The organism is Nocardia macrotermitis, assembly GCF_009604405.1.
GTDB classification, from domain to species: Bacteria; Actinomycetota; Actinomycetes; order Mycobacteriales; family Mycobacteriaceae; genus Nocardia; species Nocardia macrotermitis.
Map to the genome: position 1 here is coordinate 123,647 of NZ_WEGK01000005.1, position 16,170 is coordinate 139,816.

The window sequence follows — 16,170 nt, forward strand, 5'->3', positions numbered from 1 at the left end:
ATGCGGCTACATCAGCGCGCCTCCGTCGACGCGGATTTCGCTGCCGGTGATGTAGCGGCCGTCCTCGGAGGCGACCATGGCGACCACGCCCGCGATGTCCTTCGGGTCGCCGAGTGCGCCGTTGTTCAGCCAGCCGGTGAGGCGGGCCATGAGTTTCCAGTCGGCGTCGGCGGGGAGTTGCAGGCCCGAGGTGATGCCGGTGTTGATACCGCCGGGGACGATGTTCACCGCGCGCAGACCGTGTTTGACGTATTCCAGGGCCAGCGAGTGGGTCAGCGCGTTGACTCCGCCCTTGGACGCGGAATAGGCGGCCATGTACGGATTCGAGCCGAAGGCCGCGGTGGAGGAGAAGTTCACGATCACCGGGTGGTCGGATTCGATCAGGCGCGGCAGCACGGCCCGGCACATCAGGAAGGTGCCGGTGAGGTTCACGCCGATGACCTGATTCCAATCCTCGAACGGCATCTCGTGGGTGTGGGCGGCGCGCATGATGCCCGCGGCGTTCACCAGGACATCGATGCCGTCGAGGGTGTTCAGGGCGGAAGCGCAGCCCGCGCGCACCGATTCGGGATCGGCGACGTCGATGCGGACGGTGTGCAGCCGGTCGCGGTCGGCGGCGTCGGCGGCTTCGACGGTCTCCTTCAGGCCGGTTTCGGCGATGTCGGCGGCGACCAGCGTCGCACCCTCGGCGAGCAGTCGCAGCGCGACGCCCCGCCCGATGCCCGATCCCGCGCCCGTGACGAGAATCCGACGTCCCTCATGCCTGCGCTGCATTGCGTGCCAACCTCTCGACCGTGTGAACGCACCCGTTCCGATGCGATCCAGCCTGAAAACTAGAACGTGTATCAGTATGCAGTACTTTCGGAAGATGTGACTTGGGCCTCCAGTTCGTCCTGGTTGCACGCCATGCTTCAGGGCTCGGCCCACTGCGGTGCGTATCGCACGAAGTCACGGCCGATGACGTTCGTGTCGCTCACAATGGCTTCACAAAATAGATCGATACGATCGCCCGGATTTGTCCACGAGACGGTGAGGGGTTTCGGATGCGGTGGTTCGGCGGTTGGGGGCGGCTGGTCGTGGCGGGGGCGGTCGCGGTGAGTGCGATGTGGACGGTGGCCGGGCCCGCGCGGGCCGCCGCGCCGGGGACCGTGATCGATGTGCTGCCGCAGGCCGACGGGTGGCGCGGGATTCCCGGTGGTTCGATCGTCGATTACTGGATGGCCGGATCGGACGGTACGCCGCGGCGGGCCAGCGGGGTGCTGTTCGTGCCGTCCGGTCGCGCGCCGGTCGGTGGCTGGCCGATCATGGCGTACGACCACGGGACCTCCGGGTTGGGTGCGGGTTGTGGTGGGCAGACCACGACGCCGGGGCAGTCGGAGGACAACCTGATCGCGAAGTACTTCCTGGCCAAGGGGTTCGCGGTGGTTGCGCCGGATTACTTGGGGCTCGGGCGATTTCGGACCGGCCCGCATCCGTATCTGGAGTTGAACACCGAGGCGACCGCGACGATCGATCTGGTTCGCGCGGCCCGCGCGACGCATCCGGAACTCTCCCGGACCTGGGCGGTGGTCGGCGGATCGCAGGGTGGGCAGGCGGCCCTGGGGACCGCGCATCTGCAACACGGTTATGCGCCGGAGCTGGATTTCCGCGGCACCATCACCGTCGATCCGGAATCCGATATCGAGGATGTGCTGCCCGCCGCCGGTCCGTGGGTGCCGCGGGTCAGCGGCGTCACCGACGGCGATACCGCCGGCTTCATCGCGATGATCCTGACCGGCCTGCGGGAAACGCACCCCGAGGTCGACGTGAACAGCTACCTCAGCCCGCGCGGCCGCGACCTCGTCGACAGCATCGGCAACCTGTGCCTGCGCGACATCATGCGCCGCACCGACGGCTCGACGATCGGCGACCTGCTCTCCCGCCAACTCACCACCCCCACCTTCCATGCGGCCCTGGCCTCCTACATGGCCGTCGCCACCACCGGCTACGACGCTCCGATCCTGCTCCTGACCAACGCCACCGACACCACGGTCCCCGCCCCCCTCCACGCCACCCTCGCCGCCCAATTCCTGGCCGGCGGCGTCGACTTCCACACCGTCGTAGGCCACGGCACCCACTGCGAACTCAACCCCGAAATGTGGTCCGCCATAAGCAATTTCGCCGCCCGAATCAAAACAACCCCCACCCACCCCTGACCTCCCCGCATGCCCGGTCCGCCTGGTCCCCTTGCGTCCGATCGAAGACCTCGCCGCGCCTGTTCCGCCGCTGATTCCGGTCGTGCGCGCTCGGGATCGGTCAGTTCGCCGGGTGGGCGGATAACTTGCCCCGCCGGTGACCCCGTCGTGCGTGGGATCGAGCACGCTTGCTCGTCCTGCCGCTGATTCCGGTCGTGCGCGCCCAGGGTAGGTAACTTCGCCGGGTGGGCGGATAACTTGCCTCACTGGTGACATCGTCGTGCGTGGGATCGAGATCCGATGGGCCGCTGCTACTTGTTGATTGGTGGCTGGCGTGATGGCGGCGGTGTTGGCTGATCGTTCGGCTGTGGGCCGGTGTGTGGGGTGGTGGGGTGGGGGTTGGTAGGTTTGCGGGCGTGTCCGAAGCAGAGGTCGTTGGCCGTGGTCAGGCGGGGTTGTTGGGGCCTGTAGAGGTGCGGGTGCTGGCGGAGCGGTTCGGGGTACGGCCTACCAAGCAGTTGGGGCAGAACTTCGTGCACGATGCGAATACCGTGCGGCGGATCGTCGCGGCCGCGGGGGTGGGGCGGGCGGATGTGGTGGTCGAGGTCGGGCCGGGGTTGGGGTCGTTGACGTTGGCGTTGCTGGATGTGGTGGACCGGGTGGTCGCGGTGGAGATCGATCCGGTGCTGGCGCAACATCTTCCGGGGACCGTCGCGGATCGGGCGGCCGGGCTCGCGGATCGGCTCAGCGTGGTGCGGGCCGACGCGTTGCGGGTGCGGGCGCAGGATCTGCCCGCGCAGCCGACCGCGCTGGTCGCGAACCTGCCGTACAACGTCGCGGTGCCGGTGCTGCTGCATCTGCTGGCCGAATTGCCCAGCATCACAACGGCTCTGGTGATGGTGCAGGCCGAGGTCGCCGATCGCCTGTCGGCCGAACCCGGCTCCCGGATCTACGGCGTACCGAGCGTGAAGGCCGGTTTCTTCGGCACCGTCCGCCGCGCGGGATCGGTTGGGCGACAAGTGTTCTGGCCGGTCCCACAGGTCGAATCCGGTTTGGTCCGAATCGATCGCTACACCGAGCCCCCCTGGCCCCTCGACGTGGCACACCGCACCCGCGTCTTCGAAGTGGTCGACGCCGCATTCGCCCAGCGCCGCAAGACATTACGCGCCGCACTCAGCGGTTGGGCAGGCTCGCCCCCCGAAGCCGAACGCCGCCTGCTCGCCGCAGGCATCGACCCCACCGCCCGCGGCGAAACCCTCGACACCGCAGCCTTCGTCCGCCTCGCCGACCAGGTCTGACCGGGCGTTGCCCGAACGGTGACCGCGGAACTGCTGGATGTTCTGTTGTGGGCGTCGATCCCACCGCCTGCGGTGACGCTCTCGGCACCGCAGCTTTCGCGCGTCTGGCTGACCAGGTCGGATAGCTCTACAGACAACACCAAGTTTTCGGCTCGGCTTGCTGTTCGGTCGAAGTACATGGCTGAGCGTCGAGTCACCACCGCCGAACTGCTATGACAGCCCAACGTAACGACCGACGCGCCCAGCGGCGAATCGTCTCCGTCGGGCTGGAAATCGCCCGCGAAGCGAAAGGCTCAACAAGCCCAACCCCAAAGGTTTTCGGCGCGGCTCGTCGTTCAGCCCTCGAAGCGCATGGCCGGAGGCCGAGTCTCGAGGGGTGAACGACGAGCCACACGGGCGCCGAAACCTGCCGGAGCGGAGCGGAGGCAATCAAACACAGCGCATGGCCGAAGGCCGAGTCTCGAGGGGTGAGCGACGAGCCACACGGGCGCCGAAAACCCGCCGGAGCGGAGCGGAGGCCAAAGACACAGAGCGGAGGCGGAGGCTGTTGGTGACTACGAAGACGCTGGACAGGGCCATGGCGGCGCCGGCGAGCATGGGGTTGAGGAGGCCGGTGGCGGCCAGGGGGATGGCGGCTACGTTGTAGCCGAAGGCCCAGAAGAGGTTTCCCTTGATGGTGCGAAGGGTGTTGCGGGACAGGCGAATTGCGGTGCCTACGGTGCGTAGGTCGCCGCGGACGAGGGTGATGTCGCCCGCCTCGATGGCGACGTCGGTGCCGGTGCCCATGGCCAGGCCCAGATCGGCCTGAGCGAGGGCGGCCGCGTCGTTGACGCCGTCGCCGACCATGGCGACCACCTTGCCGCTGTCCTGGAGCCGCTTCACCACGTCGAGTTTGTCGCTGGGCAGCACCTCGGCGATGACCTCGGTGATGCCGACCCGATCGGCGACCGTGTGCGCGGCGGCGGCATTGTCGCCGGTCAGCAGCACGGGGGTCAGGCCGAGGGCGCGCATATCGGCGATGGCGTCGGCGCTGGTGGGTTTGATGGCGTCGGCGATGACCAGTACGCCGCGGGCCACCCCGTCCCAGGCGACCACGATCGCGGTCCGACCGGCGGTTTCGGCGTCGGTCTTGGCGGTGGCCAGCGCGTCGGGCAAGGTGATGGACCAGTCGTCCAGCAGTTCGGTGCGGCCGATCACCACGGCACGCTCGCCGACGAGGCCCTGCACGCCCTTGCCGCCGTGACCGACGAACTGCCGCACCGGATCCGGAGTCAACCCGCGATCGGCGGCGCCGGCCACGACCGCGCGCGCCACGGGATGTTCGGAGCCGTGTTCGACCGATGCCGCGACAGTGAGCAACTCGTCGGAATCGGTGCCCTCGGCGGGGATCACCTCGGCGAGCGTCATCGTGCCGGTGGTGACGGTTCCGGTCTTGTCCAGCACGACCGTGTCGATCCGCCGCGTCGACTCCAGCACCTGCGGACCCTTGATCAGAATGCCCAGTTGCGCACCGCGACCCGTCCCGACCAGCAGCGCGGTGGGCGTGGCGAGTCCGAGCGCGCAGGGGCAGGCGATGATCAGCACCGCGACCGCGGCCCCGAAGGCGACGGCCACCGACGGTCCCGTGATCAGCCAGACGACCAACGTGACCGCGGCGATGGCCAGCACGATCGGCACGAAGATCCCCGCGACGCGATCGGCGAGCCGTTGCACGGGCGCCTTCCCCGTCTGCGCCTGCTCGACCAGCGCGGCCATCTGCGCCAGCTGGGTGTCCGCGCCGACGCGGGTCGCGCGCACGGTCAGCATGCCGCCCGCGTTCACCGTCGCCCCGACCACCCGATCGCCGGGCGCGACCTCCACCGGCACCGACTCACCGGTCAGCATGCTCATATCGACGGCCGAATTCCCTTCGACCACAACACCATCCGTGGCGACCTTCTCGCCGGGCCGGACCAGGAAGACCTCACCGGAGCGCAATTCGCTTACCGGGATACGGATTTCGGTGCCGCCCGGTCCCGCCTCGGCCTGGCGTAGTCCCGGCTCGGTCTCGCGTGGACCGGCCTTGGTTCTGTGTGAACCCGTTTCGGTGTCGCGCGGATCGGCCTCGGTCTCGCGCGGTCCTGCCTCGGTCTGGCGTAGTCCCGGCTCGGTGCTGCGTGGACCGGCTTTGGTTCTGTGCGAATCTGTTTCGGTGTCGCGCGGATCGGCCTCCGTTTCGCGCAGTTCCGCCTTGGTTTCGTGCGCACGAGCCTCGGCACCGCGTGGACCGGCCTCGGCACCGCGCAGAACGGAGACCTCTTTAGCCCCCATCTCCAGCAACGCTCGCAGCGCCGATCCGGCACGTTCCTTGGCGCGCGTCTCGAAATACCTTCCGGCCAAAAGGAATACGATGACCCCGGCCGCCACCTCGAAGTAGATGTTCGACCCCGCGTCACCGCGCTCGACCGTGAGGCTGAAACCGTGCCGCATTCCGGGCATTCCGGCATGGCCGAAGAACAGCGCGTACACCGACCAGCCGAACGCCGCGAGGGTGCCCAGCGAGATCAGCGTGTCCATGGTGGCCGCGCCGTGCCGGGCGTTGGTCCAGGCCGCGCGGTGGAATCCCGCGCCGCCCCAGAACACCACCGGCGCGGCCAGCGTCAGCGAGAGCCACTGCCAATTGCGGAACTGGAAGGCCGGAACCATGGCGAGCACGATGATCGGCACCGCCATGGCAACGGTGAGCAGCAGTCGGTTGCGCAGCTGCGCGGCCAGGGAGAGCGGCGAATCCTCTTGCGGCGCAGCGGTATCGACCGGCGCGTACACCTGTGCGGTATATCCGGTGTCGACCACTCGCTCGATGAGCTGCGCGGGACTCACCGAATCCGGGAAGCTGACGAGGGCCTTCTCGGTGGCGTAGTTCACCGACGCGGTGACGCCCTCGATCCGGTTCAGCTTCTTCTCGATCCGGGCCGCGCAGGAGGCGCACGTCATCCCGCCGATCTCCAGTTCGATCGACCGCTCGGCCACCGGTGCGCTCATCGTCTCGCTCTCCTCGGGTGATGGTTCTCGCGCCGCGTACCGCTCGCGGCGGGTCGTACGTCAGCTCGCGAGCTGGTATCCGGCCTCGTCGACGGCGGCGGCCACGGCGGCCTGGTCGACCTCGCTCGCCGACTCCACCTTGACCTGCCCGCTGGCCAGATCCACCTCGACGCCCGTGACACCGTCGATCCGGCCGATTTCCTGCTGGACCGACGCCACGCAGTGGCCGCAGGTCATTCCGGTGACGGTGTAGGTGCTGGTCGCCATGTTCGGCTCCTTCGGAATCATACGGTGAGGGGGTATCCCCGGACGCTCCCGAAGGTACCCCCTATGGGTATCCGACGCAAGTGTTCGGGGTGGGTGTGACCGGGTCGGCGGCGCGTTGGCGGCCGCTGCGACCGCACATGTCGGTCCCGCCCATTACGCTTGGGGCTCGTGCTTTCTGTTGTGCCGAGCCCCGTGGTCGTGCGGGCACCCTCGAAGGTGAACCTGCACCTCGGGGTGGGTGACTTGCGTGACGACGGGTATCACGAGCTCACGACCGTCTTCCAGGCCCTGTCGCTGAGTGACGATATCGAGATCACCCCGGCCGCGTCGCTGTCGGTCCGGGTGAGCGGCGAGGGCGCCGAACAGGTGCCGACCGACCGGATGAACCTGGTGTGGCAGGCCGCGGTGCGGCTGGCCCATCGCGCGGGGCGTGCGCCGCTGGTGGAGATCGCGATCCGCAAGGGCATTCCGGTGGCGGGCGGGATGGCGGGCGGCAGTGCCGACGCGGCCGCGGCCCTGGTCGGATTGAATGAACTCTGGGATGTCGGGCTCACGCGGGACGAGCTGGCGACGCTGGCCGCCGAGTTGGGCAGTGACGTCCCGTTCGCGCTGTACGGCGGGACGGCCCTGGGGCGCGGACGCGGGGAGAAACTGCTTCCGGTGTTGTCGCGCAGCACCTTTCACTGGGTGCTGGCACTCGCGCGCGATGGCCTGTCCACGCCGACGGTCTTCCGCGAACTGGATCGCCTACGGGAACAAGGTGATCCGCCGCGCCTGGGTGAACCGCAGGAACTGTTGCAGGCCTTGGCATCCGGCGATCCGGCGCAGTTGGCCCCGCTGCTCGGCAACGATCTGCAAGCCCCCGCGCTGTCCCTGAAACCGGATCTGCGTCGCACTCTGCGTGCGGGTACGACTGCGGGAGCCCTCGCCGGGCTGGTCTCCGGATCGGGCCCCACCTGCGCATTCCTGTGTGAGAGCGAGGACGCCGCCATCGCTGTCGCCGCCGAACTGTCCGGCGCGGGCGTATGCCGCAGCGTCCGTACTGCCAGCGGCCCGGTCCCGGGTGCACGCGTCGTCGGGGAACACTGAGCCGTCGGGAGCATCGACGAGTCTTCGGGGCATCGAGTTGCGGCCGTCGCCTGCTCGGCAATGGCCGTAGCGTGCTCGGCAATACCGAGCGGGCGCGATATCGCCCCGGCTGGTGTGCGGTCGCTCCGGTGGGGTGCGCGGTCGTGTCGGTGGGACGCGCAGTCGTGTCGGCGGGGTGTGCGGTCGCCCCGGCTGGTGTGCGGTCGTGTCGGCGGAACTGTTCGATGACCGACGGCCCGAAAGCCCCGCGATCGCGAAATGCGCCGCAAACCTGCTGTTCCAGGCGCGATTCGGTATTCCGGGGCAGGCTCGTGTACTGTTGGAAACACGACGCGGGATGGAGCAGCTCGGTAGCTCGCTGGGCTCATAACCCAGAGGTCGCAGGTTCAAATCCTGTTCCCGCTACTAGCGAAAGTGGCTCGGAGGCAATGCTTCCGGGCCACTTTCGTATTTCCGGATCGCGCCCGCTCGGGGGGAATCCGGGACATGCGCGGCGGCGTGAGATCATGAGGAGCTTGCCGAGCGCCCCGGGGACGGGCTGCCACCGCGGCAGGCGATCCGACGATGATCACACGCCACTCACACTGTTTGGCCTGAATTACGAGAGGCGGACGAGCCCATGGTGAACCTGGTCAACCTGGAACAGGTCGGCAAGAGCTTCGGGATCACACCGCTGCTGGATCAGGTCTCGCTCGGTGTGCAGGAGGGTGAGCGGATCGGGGTCGTCGGTCTGAACGGCGGCGGCAAGACCACCCTGCTCGAGGTGCTGACCGGGATCGAGGCCCCCGACAGCGGGCGCGTGAGCCGGATGAACGGGCTGCGGATGGCGGTGGTCACCCAGCGCGGCAGCCTGCCCGAGAACGCCACCGTCGGCGATGTGGTGCTCGCCGGACTCGCGGACGACGCCGTCGGCGGCAATCCCGTTGTGGCCGAACACGAATGGGCCGCGAATCCGCGTATCCGCAACGTCATCGAGGGCATCGGCATCGCCGACCTCGGGATGGACAGCTCGGTCACCAATCTCTCCGGCGGTGAACGTCGTCGCGTGGCGCTGGCCGCGGCTCTCGTGCGCGAGCTGGACCTGCTGGTGCTGGACGAGCCCACCAACCACCTCGACGTCGAGGGTGTGCAGTGGCTGGCCGAACATCTGCTGGCCCGCCGCAGCGCCCTCGTCGTGGTCACCCACGATCGCTGGTTCCTGGACACCGTCGCCACCCGCACCTGGGAAGTGGTGGGCGGCAAGGTGGAAAGCTACGAGGGCGGTTACAACGACTGGATCTTCGCCCGCGCCGAACGCGCCCGGCAGGCCGACGCCACCGAGGCGCGCCGCCGCAATCTGGCCCGCAAGGAACTGGCCTGGTTGCGTCGCGGCCCGCAGGCCCGCACCTCGAAACCGCGCTATCGCGTCGAGGCCGCCGAGGCGTTGATCGCCGATGTGCCCGCCCCGCGCGACAACGTCGAACTGGCCGCCTTCGCGCGAAAGCGGTTGGGGCGCGTGGTGATCGAACTCGAGGACGTGCGCCTGACCACGCCCGACGACCGCGAGCTGGTGCACGATCTGACCTGGCGGCTCGCGCCCGGCGAACGGGTCGGCCTGGTAGGGGTGAACGGTTCGGGCAAGACCACGCTGCTGCGCGCGCTGGCCGGTGACGCCGAACTCGCCACCGGCCGCCGCATCCAGGGGCAGACCATCCGAATCGGCTGGCTGCGTCAGGAACTCGACGATCTGCCGACGAATATGCGTGTGCTGGAAGCGGTTTCCGACGTCGCCGAGCGAATCATGCTGGGCGACCGGGAGGTCAGCGCCGGGCAGCTGGCCGAGCGGCTCGGCTTCACGCCTGCGAAACAGCGCACCCCGGTCGGCGATCTGTCCGGTGGTGAGCGTCGTCGCTTGCAACTGACCCGCATCCTGATGAGCGAGCCGAACGTCCTGCTGCTCGACGAACCCACCAACGACCTGGATATCGACACCCTCCAGCAACTCGAGGACCTGCTCGACGGCTGGGCGGGCACCCTGGTCGTGATCAGCCACGACCGCTATCTGATCGAGCGCATCTGCGATTCGACCTGGGCCCTGTTCGGCGACGGCAAACTCACCAACCTGCCCGGCGGTATCGAGGAGTACCTGCGCCGTCGCGCCGCCCTCGCCGCCCCCGCGTCGAGCCCGGCCACCGGCGGTTCCACCAATTCCCCTGCCCCCGCGACGGATTCGGCCGCCTACCGCGCCGCCCGCAAGGAATTCGCCCGCCTGGAAAGGGCTCTGGAGAAACTCACCGACCGCGAACAGCGCCTGCACGACGCCCTCGCCGCGGCCGCCACCGAACCCGACAAGCTCATCACCCTCGGCGTAGAGCTGAAACAGGTTCAGGCGGACAAGGAATCGACCGAGGAACGCTGGCTCGAACTCGCCGAAGAGGTCGGCTGAGCTGCATCGACCTGTGTCGCTCCGGAACCGGTTGCTGCGATGCGGCTGAATATCGCACGAGGTCACATGACCCCGTCCGACCTCTGCGGCCGTGCCACATCGATGACATATGCGGCGCGCCGAAAGCTGTTGGCGAACACCGTAGATTCGGCTGGATCCCCTACAACGCCTTATCGATCGGCGGAACAGGCAGGCAGCAGCACACGAAGTCCCCGCCGAATCCCGTGAGAACGATGCTGCAATAACGGATCTTGACGCGCGGGCGGGTGCGGGACAGCAGTGCGCGCGCCTGTGGCTGGGCCTCGAGGAGTTGGTAGCGGGCCGGGTTGTCGAGTGGTTCGACGGTGAAATCGATCAGGCCCAGGCGGCTCAGGTTGGTGAGGTAGTGGGCGGTCCGGTCGGGGGAGTGCAGGGCGGCTTCCTCGCCGATCAGGTTGAGCCCCATCTCGATTCGCTGCGCGCCGGGGCTCAGCGCGCGGCCGGTGCGCACGTCCAGGGTGGGCTGCGGGCCATCCAGGTAGAGGAAGCGCAGGATGCGGGCCTCGTCGGGGGTCAGCTCGGACAGGATGCGCGCGTACGCCGGATGCTCACCCTCGCCGGTCCGCACCCGCGCCGAATGCCGGAGTAGTTCGGCGCCGCGCTCGCGCAGTGTCGAGCTCGGTTCGGGAGTCGAATCCGCTTGCGGCGCAGGGATACCCAACGCCTGACGCACCGATTCGCGCATCTGCTCACCGGCTTCGGTGAGTAGCTCGCGGGGTGGGCGGCCCGCCATACTGCCGCGCACCACGTTCCCGGTGATGTCGCGGGCGGTGTCCACACTCCACGAAGTCGCTTCCGCCGCAGCCGATGCCGCCACCTGCACCAGCCCGGCAGCAGCGCGCACGGGGTCGCTCAGAGCCATGTTCTCGCCACTTCCGTTCCGAAGATCAGAAGATGAGCGTAACCGGCGATGAGTCCCAACACGCCGCCATGGACGAACAAAAGCCACTCGTCCTGTTTGATCGCCGAGCGCAGCATGTCCACGAAGCTCGGCGGCGACAGCGCGGCCATCTGCTTGGCGATGTAGTGACTGACCTGAGTGCTCTGCTGCGCGTTGAACGCCGGGTCGGCAAATGCGGCCGGCGCCAGGCTTTTTGCCTTGTCCGCGAAGCTGTCCTGCAACGTCGTGTAGTCGCGTCGGCCCATCATGAACTTCACCGGACCGCGCGCGGGGCCCAGCGCCTTGTCGGTGGCCGGGCGCAGGGTGTCCTCGAGGACCTGCATGGTGCGGTCGGCGCGCGGCCCGTTGAGCAGTTCGTCGCCGACGTTCGCGACCGTGATGATCTGCGTGGCAACCAGTTCCGCGTAACCCTCGGTGATCTCGGACTGTCGCTTGATCAGCAGTCCCTGCCGCCACGGGCACCACCACTTCGGGTACGCGGGGGCGAAGATCATGTTCAGGCCGATCCAGTTCACCACCCAGCCGATGACCACCCCGCCGATCGGCAGCACCACCAGCGCCGAGAAATGCGTCAGATGCAGGATGGCGACCAGCACCGCACCCATGGGCGCGCCGAAGTAGAAGCCGAAGTTCTGCATGAACCGCAGCTCCTTGGCCCCCAGCACCTGGAAGACCGTGTTGAGCAACTGCGGGCGGGACTGGAAGTACCGGATCACCATCTGCTTGACGTCCAGCAGCTGCTCGATGTTGTTGCCCAACTCGACGGTCAGCTCCCGCAGCACCTCCGGCAACTGCTCGCGCACCCGCTCGTGCACCATCTCCCGCACCGGATTGGGCAGGTTGTACCAGAGCTGCGGATGCTCCCGGATCGCGATCTCCTCGACGATGTCGCGGATCTGCTCCTGCGCCAGCGTCGTCAGATGTTCGGCCAGGGCGTCGGGTTCGAGTTCGCGATAGAAGTCGCTGACGCTGCCGAGTTTGGCCAGCCCCTTGTCCACGGCGATGGATGCCATCTTGTCCGCGCGCGAGGGGACGATGCCCTGCCAGCCGATCCGGCCGTCGTAGCGCAGCAGCGGCAGCACCTGAATCCGCTTGGGCAGGAAGTGGAACAGCGATTTGAGGCCGGGGACCGAAATACCGTGGAAGTAGATCGGCTTGAACAGCATCAGGATGCCGGTCCAGTTGGTGATGTAGCCGATGATGCCCGTGAACAGGGGAATCGTGATCAGTTCCAGCAGAATTGACGGGTGGATATGAAAATAGCTGTCTAGCACGACACCCTCCTGCTGAACCGTACCGGTGACCGCCGCCTCACCCGGTACTCGAAGGTACCCGTCGGCACGCAGGACCTTACTGTGGAATTGCGGAGATGGGCGAATTTGTGGCCGGATGCGGTCCGTGCCGTCCGAAGTGGGAGACTTTCGGGTAGCCGGTCGTCGTGATTGCCCGGTACTCTTCGCACGGCCCGCCGGGCCGGGGCATCCGGTGTCCGGGTGGCGGCGATAGTCTGTGAACGATTTCGTTCACCTGGCGAGTTTCGGAGAAGAACGTGGCAGAGGACAGGACCGGGCGCGATGTTGTCCGCCCCGGACCGCGTTCGGTCGAGCGCGGCACGAGCGGGTCGGGCCCGGAGGCGGCAGCGGAGCGTAACCACGTAGGGCCCCCGATCGTGCCCAGAAGGCACAGCTCGGACGTGGAAGAACGACAGATCAGCAATGAGGCCAGGCTGATTCGCGGCGTGTTCCGCGCGGCGGGGCTGGCGGCGGGCACTGCGGTGCGTGGTGGTCAGTGGGCCGTCGGCACCACCTACGAAGTCACCCGCACGATCACTCAGGCGGCCCTGGACGGGGAGTCCTCCACCGAGATCGCCGAGCGCGCCGGACAGGCGCTGCAATCGGTCGCTCGAAGTGTGCTGGGCGTGACCGAGGGCTCGGTGCGCGAGATCGTCAGCTATGTGCCGACCGCGAACGGGCATACGCCGCAAGCCATTACCGGCGGTTACGTCCGGTCGACCACGATGGACGATCTGCGTCGGCGCGGTGACGCGCTGCTGGCTCGTTCGGCCGATGTGTATTTCACCGAGGAGGTGCATCCGGCCTACGACCGCATCCTCGATCAGCTCGCTCCCGACGAGGCGCGCATCCTGCGTTTCATGGCGCAGAACGGCCCGCAGCCCTCGGTCGACGTACGCACCAACCGGCCGCTGGGCATCGGTTCGGAACTCGTCGCCGGTGATCTGACCTCGGTCCCCGAACAGGCCGGTGTGCGCTACCCGGACCGCGCGCGCCACTACCTGATCAACCTCAACCGCCTCGGCCTGCTGATGAACTCCGACGACCCGGTCCTGCTGAGCCGCTACATGGTGCTCGAGGTCCAGCCGATCGTCGAAACCGCGCTCAAGGCCGCCGGTCGCGTCCCGAAGATCGTGCGAAAGAGCTTGCGCCTCACAGAATTCGGCGAGGACTTCTGCCGCACCTGCTTCACCCTCCCCGCCGAGGGCGTCACGTCGCCGCGCACCGACGCATAGTTCGAACGTCGACCGTCAGCGCACCCAGTTCCGCCAGCTCCAAATCACGCCGACAGTAAGGGGCGGGGCCCGGGGCGATTCTGGACTGACGGAGGCCAAGAATCCAGCACAGATCTCCCAAATCACGGAGAAGTGCGGTTGTGAATGGGATTGTTGAGGTATGGACTCCGATGCCGTCTCCGCAATCAGTCGGCTGAAGTTCCGCTACCTGCGGGCACTCGACACCAAGTCCTGGGACGATTTCGCCGACACCATGGTCCCGGACGCGACCGCGACCTACAGCGAGTACCTGCAGTTCGAATCGCGGGACGCCTTCCTGGCGTTCATGCGCAATACTCTCGGGCCGCACGTGATCACCGAACATCACTGCGATCATCCGGAGATCGACGTCGACGGTGACGAGGCGACCGGGACCTGGTATCTCGCCGATACCGTGCTCATCCCCGGTCACAACATGCTGTTGCGCGGCGCGGCGTTCTATTCGGATCGCTACGTGCGGTGCGAGGACGGGCGCTGGCGCATCTCGCACACCGGTTACGAACGGACCTACGAGGTCGTGCTGTCCCTCTCGGACCTACCCAGCCTGCGCTTGACCTCGAGCCGCTGGGGGCTGATCGCCGCCGAACCGGAGACCGGCGGTATCACCGGCGGCGACGGGCAATCGCCGAGTACTCCGGAAGAAACCATGGGGTGAGAGCGTTCAGTCCGCCGCGGCGACCAGCGGTTCCATGGTCAGCTTCGGGAATTCCTTCTGGATGTACTGGAACCGCCACTTGTCGCTGAACAGGGCCAGGATCGCGCCGTCGGTGCGGGTGAAGACCTCGACGCCGCGCTGGCGATCGAGTTCGGCGGCGGACTCCGCGTCGGTGCGGCGGGCGAGCTGATACGGCAGGAAGTCCAGCTGCGTCTCGACCGTGAATTCGGCCTGCATGCGGGCGGTGACCACCTCGAACTGCATGGGACCGACCGCGGCCAGCACGGGGGAGGCGTCGCCGCGGGTGTCGTTGCGCAGCACCTGCACCACGCCCTCGGAGTCCAGCTGATCGATGGCCTTGCGGAACTGCTTGTACTTTCCGGCGCTGCGGGCCCGCAAGGTCGCGAAATGCTCCGGCGCGAAGGACGGGATCGGCGGGAACTCGACCTTCTTGTCCACGAACAGGGTGTGCCCGGGGGCCAGCGCGGTCGCGTTCACCAGGCCGACCACGTCGCCCGGATAGGCGGTGTCGACGGTGGAGCGTTCCCGGCCGAACACGGTCAGCGCGTACTTGGTCGCGAACGGCCGCCCGGTCTGCGCGTGCGTGACGACCATGCCGCGCTCGAACTCGCCGGACACGATGCGCATGAACGCCAGCCGGTCGCGGTGCGCGGTGTCCATGCCGGCCTGCACCTTGAACACGACCGCGCTGAACGGGTCGGTGGTCTCGCGCGCCGAACCGGTCACGTCGTCGCGCGCGCCGGGCGGGGGAGCAAGGGACACAAGGGTTTCCAGGATCTGCCGCACCCCGAAGTTCAGCATCGCCGAGGCGTAGATGACCGGTGAGGTCTGCCCGGCCAGGAACAGTTCCTCGTCGTGGTCCTGTCCGGTGGCCGAGAGCAGTTCGCTCTCCTCGGCCGCGGTGGTCCACGCCTCGCCCTCGCGTTCGGCCGCCTGCTCGACGCCGTAGGACTCCTCGGGCGCGATGGTCGCGCCGCCGGCGGTGCGGGTGAAGTGGATGTACTCGGTGGCCGCACCCTCTTCGCCGCGGCGCAGCAGGCCGCGGAAATCGCCCGCGATGCCGACCGGCAGGAACAGTGGCGTCGGGGTCAGGCCGATGCGTTCGCTGATCTCGTCGAGCAGTTCCAGCGGCGCGCGGCCGGGCCGGTCCCATTTGTTGATGACGGTGATCACCGGAATGCCGCGATGCCGGCACACCTGGAACAGCTTGAGCGTCTGCGGTTCGAGTCCCTTGGCCGCGTCGATGAGCATGACCGCGGCGTCGACGGCGGTCAGCACGCGATAGGTGTCCTCGGAGAAATCCGAGTGACCGGGCGTATCGACCAGATTGATCACGCAGTCCCCGTATTCGAACTGCAACGCGGTCGAACTCACCGAGATACCGCGCGCCTTCTCCATCTCCATCCAGTCCGACACGGTGGACTTGCGCCCGGCCTTACCGTGGATCGCACCGGCCTCGGCAATCACCTTGGCGTGCAACGCAAGTGCCTCGGTGAGCGTGGATTTACCGGCGTCGGGATGCGAGATCACCGCAAAGGTGCGCCGCCGCGCGACTTCCTGTGCCAACCGCCCGGACGTGGTCGCGCTCGGGGAAGGGGAATTCACGGCACGGGCTCCTGTTCGGGGGGTGGTCAACCCCTTAAGGCTACTCGAGCGGCATTTCTACGCCTGTCTCGGTCCGCCCGCGCACGACGTGCCGTTCGTTTCGACCGCA

At 67.7% G+C, this 16,170-nt stretch carries 12 protein-coding genes and 1 tRNA gene; 7 read left to right on the forward strand and 6 right to left on the reverse strand.

Features of this window, described 5'->3' with window-relative positions:
• Window positions 1–6: 6 nt before the first annotated feature.
• The gene (locus tag NRB20_RS13410) at window positions 7–774 is read right to left on the reverse strand and encodes an SDR family NAD(P)-dependent oxidoreductase (protein ID WP_153410453.1); all 768 of its coding nucleotides are present in this window, start codon (window positions 772–774) and stop codon (window positions 7–9) included.
• Between the two features lie 269 nt (window positions 775–1,043).
• Here NRB20_RS13410 and NRB20_RS13415 point away from each other — a divergent pair, with 269 nt between their 5' ends.
• Entirely contained in the window at window positions 1,044–2,195 is a 1,152-nt protein-coding gene (locus tag NRB20_RS13415) for a lipase family protein (protein WP_153410454.1), read from the forward strand.
• Window positions 2,196–2,590: 395 nt separating this feature from the next.
• The gene (gene rsmA, locus NRB20_RS13420; RefSeq protein ID WP_319944854.1) at window positions 2,591–3,472 is read left to right on the forward strand and encodes a 16S rRNA (adenine(1518)-N(6)/adenine(1519)-N(6))-dimethyltransferase RsmA; all 882 of its coding nucleotides are present in this window, start codon (window positions 2,591–2,593) and stop codon (window positions 3,470–3,472) included.
• 429 nt (window positions 3,473–3,901) lie between these two features.
• Here rsmA and NRB20_RS13425 read toward each other — a convergent pair whose 3' ends face one another.
• Both NRB20_RS13425 and NRB20_RS13430 read right to left on the reverse strand, forming a co-directional pair.
• Window positions 3,902–6,493: a heavy metal translocating P-type ATPase gene (locus tag NRB20_RS13425; protein WP_227833481.1), complete on the reverse strand. Its 2,592-nt coding sequence runs from the start codon at window positions 6,491–6,493 to the stop codon at window positions 3,902–3,904.
• Between the two features lie 60 nt (window positions 6,494–6,553).
• A complete protein-coding gene (locus tag NRB20_RS13430; RefSeq protein ID WP_153410456.1) occupies window positions 6,554–6,760 on the reverse strand; it encodes a heavy-metal-associated domain-containing protein in 207 nt (68 codons plus the stop codon).
• Window positions 6,761–6,928: 168 nt separating this feature from the next.
• On the opposite strand from NRB20_RS13430, the gene NRB20_RS13435 reads away from it, so the two are divergent.
• From NRB20_RS13435 to NRB20_RS13445, 3 genes are all read left to right on the forward strand, one after another.
• Complete coding sequence (locus NRB20_RS13435) at window positions 6,929–7,849, forward strand: 4-(cytidine 5'-diphospho)-2-C-methyl-D-erythritol kinase (protein WP_319944855.1); 921 nt, start codon at window positions 6,929–6,931, stop codon at window positions 7,847–7,849.
• A 331-nt stretch (window positions 7,850–8,180) separates the two neighbouring features.
• Window positions 8,181–8,254 (forward strand) — tRNA-Met (locus tag NRB20_RS13440).
• Between the two features lie 214 nt (window positions 8,255–8,468).
• Window positions 8,469–10,274, forward strand: a complete 1,806-nt coding sequence (locus tag NRB20_RS13445; RefSeq protein ID WP_153410458.1) for an ABC-F family ATP-binding cassette domain-containing protein — start codon at window positions 8,469–8,471, stop codon at window positions 10,272–10,274.
• A gap of 160 nt (window positions 10,275–10,434) precedes the next feature.
• Here the strand turns inward: NRB20_RS13445 and NRB20_RS13450 are convergent, their stop codons facing one another.
• Window positions 10,435–11,175 (reverse strand): Abi-alpha family protein, encoded by a 741-nt coding sequence (locus tag NRB20_RS13450; RefSeq protein WP_153410459.1) that lies wholly within the window; start codon window positions 11,173–11,175, stop codon window positions 10,435–10,437.
• The gene (locus tag NRB20_RS13455) at window positions 11,166–12,488 is read right to left on the reverse strand and encodes a hypothetical protein (RefSeq protein ID WP_319944856.1); all 1,323 of its coding nucleotides are present in this window, start codon (window positions 12,486–12,488) and stop codon (window positions 11,166–11,168) included. Before NRB20_RS13455 ends, NRB20_RS13450 begins: the two co-directional genes overlap by 10 nt.
• A 419-nt stretch (window positions 12,489–12,907) precedes the next feature.
• Here NRB20_RS13455 and NRB20_RS38060 point away from each other — a divergent pair, with 419 nt between their 5' ends.
• Both NRB20_RS38060 and NRB20_RS13465 read left to right on the forward strand, forming a co-directional pair.
• A complete protein-coding gene (locus NRB20_RS38060; RefSeq protein ID WP_319944857.1) occupies window positions 12,908–13,741 on the forward strand; it encodes an Abi-alpha family protein in 834 nt (277 codons plus the stop codon).
• A gap of 160 nt (window positions 13,742–13,901) precedes the next feature.
• Window positions 13,902–14,435 carry a nuclear transport factor 2 family protein gene (locus NRB20_RS13465; RefSeq protein ID WP_153410460.1) on the forward strand — a complete coding sequence of 178 codons (534 nt, stop codon included), beginning with the start codon at window positions 13,902–13,904 and terminating at the stop codon, window positions 14,433–14,435.
• Window positions 14,436–14,441: 6 nt separating this feature from the next.
• On the opposite strand, the gene NRB20_RS13470 is transcribed toward NRB20_RS13465, so the two are convergent.
• Complete coding sequence (locus tag NRB20_RS13470; RefSeq protein WP_319944858.1) at window positions 14,442–16,061, reverse strand: peptide chain release factor 3; 1,620 nt, start codon at window positions 16,059–16,061, stop codon at window positions 14,442–14,444.
• Window positions 16,062–16,170: the final 109 nt, after the last annotated feature.